Source organism: Clostridium weizhouense (assembly GCF_019431045.1).
In the GTDB taxonomy this organism is placed as follows: domain Bacteria; phylum Bacillota; class Clostridia; order Clostridiales; family Clostridiaceae; genus Clostridium; species Clostridium weizhouense.
The window spans coordinates 175,939-189,757 of the sequence record NZ_JAHXPT010000006.1 but is presented as its reverse complement, the minus strand read 5'-3'; the positions used below and the strand labels follow the sequence as shown (position 1 = coordinate 189,757).

6 protein-coding genes are annotated in these 13,819 nt (G+C 26.7%); all 6 read right to left on the bottom strand.

The window, feature by feature from the left end:
• Positions 1–73 precede the first annotated feature (73 nt).
• Positions 74–1,786 (bottom strand): methyl-accepting chemotaxis protein, encoded by a 1,713-nt coding sequence (locus KYD98_RS09435; protein WP_219779531.1) that lies wholly within the window; start codon positions 1,784–1,786, stop codon positions 74–76.
• Positions 1,787–2,281: 495 nt separating this feature from the next.
• Entirely contained in the window at positions 2,282–2,584 is a 303-nt protein-coding gene (locus KYD98_RS09430) for a hypothetical protein (protein ID WP_219779529.1), read from the bottom strand.
• Positions 2,585–3,169: 585 nt separating this feature from the next.
• A complete protein-coding gene (locus KYD98_RS09425; protein WP_219779527.1) occupies positions 3,170–5,935 on the bottom strand; it encodes a LuxR C-terminal-related transcriptional regulator in 2,766 nt (921 codons plus the stop codon).
• A 209-nt stretch (positions 5,936–6,144) separates the two neighbouring features.
• Positions 6,145–7,887: an N-acetylmuramoyl-L-alanine amidase family protein gene (locus KYD98_RS09420; RefSeq protein ID WP_219779525.1), complete on the bottom strand. Its 1,743-nt coding sequence runs from the start codon at positions 7,885–7,887 to the stop codon at positions 6,145–6,147.
• Between the two features lie 1,345 nt (positions 7,888–9,232).
• Complete coding sequence (locus KYD98_RS09415) at positions 9,233–11,467, bottom strand: cadherin-like beta sandwich domain-containing protein (RefSeq protein WP_219779523.1); 2,235 nt, start codon at positions 11,465–11,467, stop codon at positions 9,233–9,235.
• Positions 11,468–12,234: 767 nt separating this feature from the next.
• Positions 12,235–13,614, bottom strand: coding sequence for an N-acetylmuramoyl-L-alanine amidase family protein (locus tag KYD98_RS09410; RefSeq protein ID WP_219779521.1), 1,380 nt, complete (start codon positions 13,612–13,614; stop codon positions 12,235–12,237).
• Between the last annotated feature and the right edge of the window lie 205 nt (positions 13,615–13,819).

Genomic DNA, 13,819 nt, shown 5'->3' with positions numbered 1-13,819 from the left:
AGCTTTATTTTAAAGATAATTTTAATTAAAAATAATAGACCAGTATGATGGTCTATTATTTTATTTCATGTGCCTAAATCTTAAATTTTTGTACCATTTCAGCAAGTTTTTGTGCAAGTTCTGCTTGACTTTGTGCTGATATAGCTATTTCATTTATTCCTCTTGTATTTTCATCAATACTTTGCTTAATTAAATCTACCTTTTCATTAGAATTTTGATTAATTGTCTCCATCTTTTGAATTGCCATACTAACCTCTCCAATTGTAGCTGCAACTTCTTGAGACATGCATGAAATCTCATCTGACATTTTGCTTACAAAATCTGAATCATTGTAATAATGGTGTCCTGCATCCCCATAAGCATCAAATTGTTTTTGTATATCTGTATTAATAAACTCAATCATATCTTTACCAGTATCAATACTCATTTTAAATGCTTTATTAACATCATCAATAGTATCTTGTATTCCAATTACTGCCAATGAAGATTGTTCTGCAAGCTTTCTAACTTCATCTGCAACAACAGCAAATCCCTTACCTTGTTCTCCAGCTCTTGCTGCTTCTATTGCAGCATTTAAAGCAAGCAAATTAGTTTGATCTGCTATACTTGCAATTGTATCTGCCATAACTTTTATATTTTCAACTACCTTACCATCTTCAATAGCCTTTAACATTCTCTGTTCTTTTTCATGAGATAATTTTTCAGTTTCTTCAATAGCATTTTTACTTTTTTCTTGAACTACAGTGGCTTTTTTCTTAAATTCATTTGCATTATCACTACCTTGCATTGCCTTAGCTGAAAGTTGATTTATATTTGCATCAACTTCTTCAACTGATGCTGTTATCTGTTCTGATGCTGCACTTGTTTCATACATTCCACTTGAAATTTCACCTACTGCTTCATTTATGTGTGTAGCACTCGCTGATAATTCCTGAACAGTTGCTGAAAGTTCTTCACTAGCTGAACTTATATCTTGAGAATCATTTATTATATTTTTTACTAATTCCCTTACATTCCCTTGCACTTTATTTAAAGCATCAGCAGTTTGTCCAAATTCATTATTTGTTCCAATGTCAAGAGGTGTTGAGAAATCATATAAAGCTAATTTCTCAGCAAAATTCCTCATTTTATTTAATAATTTAGAAATAGTAAGTGATGAAATTAATGCAAGTGCAATTGCAATTAAAATTGATATTATAGTTATAGCATCAATATATAACTTAGATTTCAAAAAAGTATTTTTATTACTTTCATTAGTTGTCTTAGCCACACTTTGATTTGCATCTGCAAGTTCATTTAAACTATTTACCATTTCATTTCTAAGAGGTTTTATATTAGAATATATTTTTTCAGCTTCTTCTAAGTTACCATTATAAATTTCATTAAGTAAATCGTTTCTCTTATCTCTATATGCATATAAATCATCTTTAAATTGAGTAAATGCCTTTCTTTCTTCTGAAGAAATATCTAGTATTTCATATTTTTCTATATGTACATTATTTTCTTCAATCTTTTTATTTATATCACTCTTTGCTTCTTCAAACATATCCTTATGGTCATCATGCATTATAAGTAACATCTTCCCATTTATAGCTTCAATATTTGATTTTATTGATAAAATTCTATCCATTCCTTGTAAATTGACATTATACATCTGTTTTGCATTATCATTTATTCTTATTAAAGCAGTTCTTCCAATATACCCAACACATAGTACAATGATCGCCATAAATAAAAATGATAATATTAATTTAGTTTTGACCTTCAAATTTTTATAAAAATCCATCCTATTTACAATCCTTTCCTATTTAACTTCTTGATATATGATACTAATTTTATAGTATTAATACAGATATTTATTTTCTATAAAAATTAAATAAGAAATTATAAATGTATTAACTTAATTAGAATATATATATATATTTATCTTTCGTTTAATATTAATTTACCTTTATGTATTTATAAATTAAATCCTATTTTAAATTAATTTTTTATGACAAATTCCTTCATAGACTAAAGACCACAAAAAACTTCTTTTATCCTTACTTTAAAATTATGCTAAATATTATTAGCTTAATAATATAAATTTTAGAGTTATTGCTTTAAGGAATAAACTTATAATATACTAAACATTACATACAAATTATATTTAACTATTTAATTCAGATATTAATATAACTTATTTATAAATTTAAATCTATATAAATTTATAAAAGCTCAAAAAAAATCACACCCAAAGAGTGCAATTTTTTTAATTTAAATTTTCAACTATATTTTTAATTTAAGCTCCTACTGTTTGTATCATTCCATTTTTATTTGTATAATATTGTGCACCACAATCTTTTATACAACCAATTTGCATTACTCCTTTTGAATTAGCAAAATAATCTGCTTCTCCATCCTTAAACCAACCAGTTTGCATTTCTCCCTCATCATTTAGATAATACCAAGCATGTCCATCTTGAATCCAACCAAATTGCATCTCTCCATCATCATCAAAAAAGTGCCACTTTCCATCAATATATTTCCATCCTATAAGTTTGTTATTTTCTACTGGTTCATGTGTACTTTCTGCTGTTTGCATTAACAAAGTCCCCCTTAATCTTTAGTGTTTTTATTTAAGGCATCTTCCAAAAAATAATCTACCTATATATTTTTGATTTATTAAATCTTTTCATGTGCCTAATGTTATTGTAAAAATATTAAGTTAAAAATTCCTTAATATTTATAATGCTTACCTACACTTTCTTAAACAAAAAGTTTCAATTCTATTTCACAAATATAAGCTAAAATTTTTAATTAAAATTCAAACTAAAAATTCAGTTAAACACCTTGTTTATCTAATAATTACATAGTTAACTGATAGTCAAAAAAATATGCTTAGGCATATGAATGAAAATAACTAATCCAAAATGCCTGATTATTTTTATATCTAATATCAAGCCTATAACGCAGTATAATGGAAAATACGCTTAGCTAATGGACTTATTATTTTTTTGATTATGCCTTAACTTCAAGTAAATTATATCAAGTGTAATATTTTCTGTAACTACCCCAAAGTGTAGGTTGCATTTTTAATTAGCTTTGTAATTTTTTCATCATATGTTTAAATATATGGTAATGAATTAATAAGAGGAATTACACCTTAACTTTTCCGATAAAATTCCTATCAAATGATCCCAATATTTTTAGCTACCTGTACTGCTTTAATTCTATTTTTTACATTAAGTTTGCTATATATATTTTTAGTATGAAACTTAATTGTATCTTTTGTTACATTTAAATGTTCACTTATTTCTATATTAGACATTCCTTTATTCAATAAATCTAGCACCTGAAGCTCTGATTTTGTAAGATTAGTCTTTAATAACTTATCATTATCAAGATATTTAGGATATAATTCTCCAAATTCTTTTGTTCTTCTTAATATCTTTTTTAAATATCCTTTATCTATAGACTTACTTAATTTATTAAGTTTTTCATATTTAGATAATATCTCATAGCATGGCTTTCCTTCATCAGCAAAAACTCTTATATATTTAAATTGTAATCCTATCTTTAAAGCTTCTTCAATTTTCTCTAATGCTAAAGCTTCCTGATCATCCATATTTAATGCTATCGCTTGAAGTATACAACACTCTGCCATATTTAATGTCTGATTATACTTAAAATTTAGTTTATATAAATTCTCTAAGAAATAATTTGCTTTTTTATATTCCTTATTAAGAATAAAAACCCTTGCCCTTACCATATATTGATACATTCCTAAAAAGTTATAATTCATCTCTCCATAATTAGAAGGATTAGCGATCCATTTTTTTGCCTCATCTACATTTCCTATTAAAAGATTAAATTTTATATCATAAGATTCGAGATTTTTCATAAGATAAAGAGCATTTTTTTCTTCAATAAGAGTTCTTATATTACTAATTGTTATTTTCGCTTCATTTATATAACCATTTACACACATACATCTAGCAAAAATTATATAACTTACAAACAATATATCTATATTTCCATCTATCTTATACTTTGCAATCTCTCCAGTTAATTTAATTAATGCTACTTCTATATCATCTCTTTCATAATCAACTTCAGCAGAAGTAATATTAACTAGTCCAAGTATACCTTCGCTACCATCAGTTACATTTAACTTATTATTATCATTTAAAAATCTTTCATAATCAACATATATATTAGATAAATCTCTTAGCCCTCTTAATAAACTTGGATTATTTCCTGTTATACTTAGATTATCAAGAATTTTATTAATATCTTTATTTTCTTTATATAGCTGATTAAATTTATCCATAATCTCTTCATTACTAATCTGTGGCAAACTCATATATACATAGAAAATCTTTTTTTCAATATCTTCAAGCTGATTCTTTAATTCTATTTTGTTTAAAGAGCTTTCAATATAAAAATTATCTTCTTTAATATTTATGACTTTGCTATTTTTAGTCTCCTGATGATTAGAATTAATTTTGTGTAAAGTATTTCCCTCAAATTTGTTAATATCATTACAATTTAAATTGTTTTCTTCATTTAAAATATTCTTATGCTCTTTATCATTATCTTTACATAAAAGTTCTGCTTTGCTTTCACTTAAAATATTACTTTGATTTTTATTTATACAGAATTTTTTACACTCATATTTGTTTAAAATTTTTGCTTTACTATTATTTAGAATATTGTCACTATTTCTATTAATATCACAATCTCTGTAATCATATAACATTAAAAGTTCTTTCCTTATATTTAACAGCTTTTCATACCATTTCTTAGCCTGTTTTGGCCTATATACTATTACCTCAATAAATGCCATAACAGTACATAAAGTAGCATTTTTCTCTATTTTAAAATCAGGTAATTCTCTTATATATTTTTCTACATTAAAAAATTGTATGATATTATTACTTTTGCAAAATTTCTCTAAATTTTTAATCTCATTTTCAAAATCTTTTGAGATGTAATAAACATGTGCAGCTTCTAAATACCTCTCATGTTTTTCAAGCCATGAAGCTGCTCGTTTATGAAATTCTAATATATCTTTTTGATTAAACTCATTATATTTTGACTTTAAAAAGTTTAAAAATATAGGATTAAACTTATATGTTTTATCTGTTTGTATTATTAAAAATTCATCTAATATATCTTTACAATTATCATTTTTTATCATTTCTAAACATAATTCCAACTCAATATCTTTAAAATAAGAAATAGCTATAAGAAATTTTTGAGTTTCATAATCAATTTTTGGCCAAATATTCTCTTCAAAAAAGTAAGTCAAATAATCATTGTTTTTAAACATCTCATTTAAGTTTGAATATTCACCCATTTTTAAATATAAAAAAGCTATATTTATACACGATGGCCAACCATAAGTATTAATAATTAATTTTTCAATATTATCATCATTAATATCAATTTTACTATTAAAACAATATTCTCTAACTTCTTGTGCATCGAACTTTAAATCTTCTTTAGTTATTACCTTGAGTTCACCATTTGCAATAAAATGACTAAAGTATACTGGAACTTTATTTCTACTTAAAAATATAAATTTACAATTATTAGGCATGTCCTCAATTAAATTTACTAATGCCTTAAAAATCAAGTTATTATTTATACGTTCAAAATTATCAAATACTATTACTCTCTTTAAATTATCAGTAACACTTTTTTTAATGTTTGATATTGATTTTAAAACTTCATAATCATTATCATTTTTTTCAAACTTAACCCAAATAACTCTTGTGAAGAAATCATTAACATAATTAGCTGCTGTAATAGTTTTTCCCCAACCAATCGGTGCAAAAATATAAACTATTTTACTAAAAGACATGATTTTATCTATTTTTTTACTTATCCTTATTCTATCAACTGTGTAATTTGTATCAATTATCTTTAACGCATCTGGATTTATAATCATATCTATACCCTTCCTGTTACCTTGTTCACTACCCCAGGGGTATAATAAAGTGGCTATGCCACATTTTAAGTGTCCATTTTAAATTTTTTCCATATATACCCCAGGGGTACCCCTGGGGTATATATGGGGTGTAAAAAAAAGAAACTTCCCAGATAAGGGAAGTTTCTAATGTATTAATTTTCCACCCTGGGGTGTAAATTTCTATTAGATTATCTGATCCAAGCTCCATTAGCTCCTAATTTATAACCATTTACAGTTGTGTTAGAAAGCATAGCTCCTGAAGCATTAGTGAAGTACCAAGTTCCTCTGTCATTGATCCAACCAGTTTGCATAGCTCCTGATGCATTTAAGAAGTACCAAGTTCCATTTACGTTAACCCATCCAGTTTGCATTGCACCTGAAGTATTAGCATAGTACCAAGTTCCTCTATCGTTGATCCAACCAGTTTTCATAGCTCCTGATGATTGTAAGAAGTACCAAGCTCCGTTAGATTGTACCCAACCAGTTTGCATTACACCTGAATTGTTTAAGAAGTACCAAGCTCCGTTTAAGTTTAACCAACCAGTAGCTTTAGTTCCATCTTCTTTAACATAAGTCCAAGTTCCATCTGCAGCTTGTACCCATCCTTTAGTTACTTCAACTGGTTTTTCTTCTTCTTTATTTCCGATTACTGAGTAAACTTCATCTTTTTCGTTCCAAACAACCATGTTGTCTTTGTTGTAAACTGACATTTCATTCATAGAACCGTCTACTTTGTAAACTTTGTTCCATTCATCTACGTTATCGAATTTGTAAACAAATCCACTTTTTAACATCCACATGTTACCATCAGCATCGATATCGAAAGCTACTGCATCTTTTTCAGTATTAGCATCTTCAATTTCAGTATAAGTATATCCTCTTTCAGTTGAGAATTTAACTTCTCTAGTTTCAAATGTTGTTAAACCACTAGCTGTAGTTGTTTTGTAAGCTATTAATTTTCCACCAACTACGTTGAATGACATACCTGTTAATTTAGCAGTTGCATCTACACCTGCTTCATCTGTGATAGCATAGTTAGCTACTGTTTTAGCATATTTAGCTCCATCTATATCATCAGAAGCTTGAGCTTTTGATATTTTTTGGATTACTTTAAAGCTTACTGTTGATGCTGGTGTTACAGCAACATTGTTGATTTTTGATATTGAATCAGTTCCAGCTGTTAATTCTATAGTTGCAGTTCTGTAGATGTAGTTAGCATCTTGTCCAATTACATCTGATGCTGTAATTTTAGCTCCAACTTCTTGTCCAGCTGTGATTGAATCTTCTTTATCTTCAGTATTGTTTAAATTAACTGATTTAGTAGATGATCCTGTAGTAACTTCAACTTTTATTTTTCCTAAGTTGTAGTCAGCATCTATATAATTTCCTTTGATATCTGTGTAAAGGTTCTTTCCATCATATTGAACGCCATACCAAGCATCTGCAAATTTAGCTCCATCAAGTAATGTGAAGTCTGAAGTAGTTTTTAAAGTACTGTGTTCAGTTGTATATCTGTCATCAGCTTTATCTTTGATTGCTTTTCTTAAAGCTACAGCTAAATCGTCTAAATTATCTTCTGCTAAATCTTCATCACTTACTTTACCAGTTTCTAAATCGATGTAGTAATCTCCACCTTCAACTGAAAGATATTTGTCAGCATATGTTCCGTTAACATCTACTCCAGTATCAATGTTTTCTAAATCTGAGAATTTTCCACCGTTTAGGTAGTAAGCTGCATCAGTTTCTTCATCTTTAATGTTTCCATCTACAAAGAATTTTCCATCTTTGTAAGCTACTGCTGAATATATGCTTCCATCTTTTGATTCGATTCTTTGGTAATCTGCAGCATTAACCCCTGTTGCTGGTACTATAGAAGCTACTGCTGTAGCTGCTACTAATAGAGCTGTTAACTTGTTCATTCTTTTTATCATATTCTTTTCTCTCCCTTTGTTTTAACTTAATTAAAGTATTTTATAAATAATTGCTTATCTTTTGTTAAGTACGGCTTGTCTGTATAAAAAATTACTTTTAATTTAGAAACAATTTTTATTAATTAATTTAGAATTCTTATCTAACTTAGTTAATTAGTTTTTGCATTTATTATTTTTATTAGGTCATACTTAAAATAAGAAGTCTAATAAATTTTTAATAAATATGAACTGTTATTTCTTAGTTGTTATTTCTTTAAGTAATTTTTTTATACCTCGGTTGCCATGACTTTATTCTATCACCATTCGACAAACTTGCAAATAGTTTTTTTAAAAAATATACTCAAATTATATTTCCTTAAAAAACATTAAAATGTATTTAAAATATTTAAATCCAACACTGTAATTTTATTCATTTACATATTATTCTTAAGTATCCTTATTATTAGTTTATATCCATAAGTAGCGCTATAATAGCTAGTATACTTGTTAAAAATAGATAATATTTAACTAATTTTTCTTAATAAAAAATCTCTAAAATAAGTGTTTAATTAATAATTTTTGTTTTTCTGATTTTTTTAATACTTAAAAAGTCTATAAAATAACTATTATCTTTCTGTTTTTTATCTAATATTGATTTCTATTGAACGGGGGAGCTGATATTTGTAAAACAATAACAGATTATATTTGTATTTTTTACTTAATATTAATTTCTGTGACATAAAACCAATTATCAAAAATATATATTTTCCGTATTTTGTAGTTTAAGTTATAGATAATAACATAAATATAGTATAAAAACTTATAGATAATAGCATAAGAATACATAAATCTCCAAAATTAAAATACAGTAACATTTCATAACAGAAATATCACTGTATTTTCTTTAAATGTATATGTTCTAATTAAATTACTAGACTTGTGCAGTTATTTGAACATATATTCCAAAAACCAACATTCTATTATTTTTAAGCATAAATTTTAGAATTAAATAGATTTTAACTCGTTATATTTGAAAAATAAACCAAATTCATATAAAAGATTTAATAGAGTATATGTAAAATTTATTCTTTGGTATTTAATAAAGCTTGATTTTAATCCATTGGTAAAATTGCCTAATTAAGTATACAAGTCAAGTAATATATATGTTCTAATTAAATTTATAATCTTTTATATAATTTTTATAGCAAATTATATATTTAGTTAATAATATCTAGTTAGAAGCATATATATCATGAATTTGCTATATAATTTCCTAAATAATAAAAAAAGATATTATAGAATAAAGTAAAACTTGCATTGAAATTCACTTTATCCTACAATATCAAATTTAAATACATTTAAAATATTATCTTACTAATGAACCATCTGAATCTAAAAGGTACCATTTTCCATCTAAAAATAGATTTCCAGTTTTCATTCTTCCATTATAATCAAAGTAGTACCATTTACCAGCAATTTCTTGCCATCCAGTTATCATTCTTCCATGGTAGTCTAAATAATAGAATTCTTTTCCAGTAAATAACCATCCATTTCTCATAGTTCCATCATCATTTAAATAGTACCAATTTTTATCATAATATTGCCATCCCTTTTTCATTGATCCATTGTCTTGTAAGAAATACCAGTATCCGTCTCTTAACATCCAACCAGTTTGCATCATGCCATTTTCATTAAACATATACCACTGCTTGTCATATTGTCCCCAACCAGTACCCTTCATCTTTCCATCACCTTGGAAATAATACCAATATCCATTATCCTTAATCCAACCAGTTTGCATAACGCCATCTTTATCTAAATAGTACCAATTTCCACTCTCATAAAGCCAGCCATTGCTTTCTTTATATCCGCTTACATTTATAAAATACCACTTATTATCATAGATAACCCAGCTGTTTTTAACCTGCATTCCATTTGCATCATAAAAAGTCCAATCATCTCCTGAAAGAACCCATTCATTAATAGCAGATATCTTGTCTCTTATTACGCTTAATTTATAACTAGTTGTTGTTTTCTTATCTTCAGCCACTACCTCAATATTAATAAGGTTTGCCCCAATCTTTAAATCAATATAATCAGATTGTTGAGCACTTGCATATTCTTTACCATCTATTTTAATAGTTGCTTTATCATTTTGCGCAGCAAATGTAACTTTTATCTTTGAAGTAGCTCTATCCACCTTAACTGTATAAAGATAAGTTTCTGGATCAAACTTTGGAGATAAAGTTCCCTCTGAAGTTTTAAGACTTCCAAGTCTTACATTATCTTTTCCATATCTTCTTGTTATATTAAGAGTATAAGTACTACTATCACCCTTTGCATCAGTAACAACCACTTCTATTTCATTAGAACCTTGGTCTAAACTTATAAACCTAGTTGTACCTCCATTAGCAACACTCTTACCATTAACCTTTATAGTAGATGTTGCATATTCAGCTGTAGGTGTAACTGTAACTGCTGTAACTTTATTATCAACAGTTCCTGTATACTCAAAAATTTCTTTATTAAAAGATGGCATAAGACTTCCTGTACTTAATTTAAGCGACTTTAAATATGAACTTCTTGGTGCTTCAGTACGAGTAACCTCAATACTATAAACATTACTTTGTCCATCTTTAGTAGTAACTCTTACTGTAATAGTATTTTTACCTTCTTTTAATTTAATTGGTTGACTATTTGATCCACTATTTACAATAGAGCCATTAACTCTTATAGTAGATGAATTGTCAGTTGCAGTTGGTCTTAAAGTAATAGATGTTGTTGCAGTTGGCACAGTAGCTGTATAGTCAAACTCATCTGATTTAAATGTTGGTGACAGTGTAACACCTGTTAATGATTTTAATGTTGCACTTCCTTTTTTAGAAATCACTAATTTAAATATTTTAGTACGACCATTTACAGTTCTACTTATATTAATCTCATTATCTCCACCAGATAATTTAAAAGTACCTGTTTTACCATCCATAGTTATCTTAACGCCTGTAGTTATAGGTTTCCCATTTTCATCAACAATACTAACTTTAACTGTATCTAAAGTTTCATCTAGATTAGCTAAATTATATTCATCAGTATTAGCACTATAATCTAAATCTAAATTTACATTTTCTCCATGACCTGATGCATTTATAACTATTTTGTTAAATTTAAATATTTCAGCATTTTCTTCTTTAAATCTAAATCTAACAGTATAAGATTTAACTTCTTTAGTTCCTAAATCTTTAACTTTTATAGTTGCATTAAAATCATTATATTTACTTACAGCTATTTTTGCAGAAGTAACCCCATTAGTTGTTGAAGTAGCAATCTTCACCCCACTATCACTTGAAGTTACACTTTCAATATTATAGTATGAAGTATCACTTGACTTTATATTAATAGTTGATACTGACATATCTATTTCATCAGTGAAATAATTTGAACCACTCTTATTAATGTCTACTATACTTCCACCAGCTTCGACAGTAAAACCTAAATCTAAGTCTACTGCTTTAACCCCTTTAGTATTTCCTATTTGTACTGTTGCTACAATTAAAGCTAATACTAAAAGCTGTGATATAAATCTTTTGAAATATGCTTTCATTTTTATCAATTGCCAATTATAGGCAATTTTCCTCCCCTCTTTTTAATCTGATTAATCAAAAATTCCCATAATATTATAGTTTTCGTACACTTTTACATAAACTTTATAACAAAACCATATAATATTAAATTTAGTATTAAAAATATTTTTTGATATTTTTATAATTTTTTACCCCAGGGGTACCTCAGGGGTACCCCTGGGGTAAAAAAAACATTATGTTAAGTGTACAAACTATATAACAAGAATATTGTAGCACATATAACCACAAATTTGAAAACATATCAACATTTTTTTCTATATTTGTATAAAAAATTGTTAATAACTTTAAACATTTACACACCATATAATACTATTTTCAGCACTTTAAATTATAATAAAAAATTAAGTTAAAATTTTAAGAATGATATAATTGCCATACAATAAAAATATCCATAAGATATAAATTATTGTAATTCATATCCTTGGATATTCTTAATTTTTCTAAAGTCAATATACTTTAATAACATTATAATTTGTTGAGTACAAAAGTGGCTACTCCAAGTTTCACTTGACAGTTGACAATAAACAATTATGTTTGAAAGTCTTTGTCTCTCTCAAAAATATATATTTTAGAAATCACAAGGTCATTTCATCATGAATTATCCATTGTAAATTCAAAAAATAATAGACCTGTATGTTTGTATATTTTATTTAATGTATCTTATTTATCAATATTTAGTAAATTTTTCTGTATCTTAAAAGTATCTATTTCTAAACAGATACTTTAATTATTTTAATTCCCCATTTTCACCAAAATTGTATGTTTGTCCATTAATTGTTTTTGCTCCTATTTGCATAGAGCCATCACCATTTAAGTAATATTTTTTACTTCCTTCTTGTAACCATCCAGTTCTAAGAGAACCATCAGCATTTAAGTAATACCATGTTCCATTTGGATTTATCCATCCAGTAACCATTGAGCCATCACTATTTAAATAATACCATTTATTATCATCATTTGCCCAACCTATTGTCATTTCCCCATTTTCATCTAAGTAATACCATCTCCAATAGTTTTTATTATCATAAAACCATTTTTTCTTCAAAAGATTTCCATTTTCATCATAATATCTCCATTTACCTGTTGAAGTTTTTACCCACTTATTCTTATTAACAGTTGAGTTATTATTTGTATTTGCTCCTGGAACCACATTAGTTTGAGTTGAATTATTTGTTCCTGAATTAGAATTTTCAGTTTTATTAGGGAATATAGCATTACCTGGTGTATTGTTAGTTTGAGTTGAACTATTTCCACCTTGAGTTACATTAGATCCTGAATTATTATTTTTTTTATCTGAATCCTTTTTACCTCTATTTATATTTAATTTGTAAGTTCTTTTATTGTCATCATCATCTTCAACAATAACTCTAATTAAATTCTTTCCCTTACTTAATTTAACTTCTTGTCTATATTTATCATCAGATGTAACTTCCTCGCCATCAATTTTTACTGTATAATCTTCATCTTCTGGTTCAGCTTTAATTCTTACAGAATCATCTGATTCATCAACATTTATATCATATGAAGTAACTTTTTTATTAAATTTAAAATCATCACCTCTATTTAAAGTTAAATCTTCTAAATAAATCTTATCTTGTCTATCCTCATCTTTTTTAGAACTACTTGATCCGCCTCTATCAACATAAATTTTATATTCATTTACAACATTACTCTTAACATCATTTTTATCAAATTTGCCATCTTTATAAATTCTTACATAAAGTGTTGTAACACCACTTTTGTCTAATTTAATTTCTTCACCATTATCATATGCAGTAGATCTTTTATTATTATCAGCAAAAATCTTTGCTTCATAATTACTAGATTCTAAATCAAAAGTTACATTAACACTTTTTAAAGTTGTTTTAGTATAATATTCTTTTCTACTAGTCTTAAATTGAGCCTTTGTATCATAGTCATCATCGGTATATAATTTAATTTCCTTCTTATTATCATCTTTCTTATTAAGTTGTAATTCACTAAGCTTACTGCTACTTGATGCATAAGCTTTTGTAGTTGTCATATTAAAATACTTAGTTGGCTCTATTGTTGAAAAAGCACTAATTGTAAGTGCAATCGCTATTATTCTTTTTAATCTTTTATTCATAATTATCCCCCTTAATACATATCCTACTACAATTTTACCATTTTTGCCGCAATTAAGGAAGTTCCAACTCGTATTTTCTGGTAAGTTGTAACTCCTTTGTAATTTAATATACCCCTGGGGTACCCCAGGGGTATATTAGGGGTGAAATGTATTAGGGTATATTTTTATTCATATCTAAATATAAATATATGATTTAATTTTTAAG

Coding starts and splice junctions, on each gene's coding strand:
- KYD98_RS09435 (WP_219779531.1), bottom strand. CDS start 1,786: ATGGATTTTTATAAAAATTTGAAGGTCAAAACTAAATTAATATTATCA.
- KYD98_RS09430 (WP_219779529.1), bottom strand. CDS start 2,584: ATGCAAACAGCAGAAAGTACACATGAACCAGTAGAAAATAACAAACTT.
- KYD98_RS09425 (WP_219779527.1), bottom strand. CDS start 5,935: ATGATTATAAATCCAGATGCGTTAAAGATAATTGATACAAATTACACA.
- KYD98_RS09420 (WP_219779525.1), bottom strand. CDS start 7,887: ATGATAAAAAGAATGAACAAGTTAACAGCTCTATTAGTAGCAGCTACA.
- KYD98_RS09415 (WP_219779523.1), bottom strand. CDS start 11,467: ATGAAAGCATATTTCAAAAGATTTATATCACAGCTTTTAGTATTAGCT.
- KYD98_RS09410 (WP_219779521.1), bottom strand. CDS start 13,614: ATGAATAAAAGATTAAAAAGAATAATAGCGATTGCACTTACAATTAGT.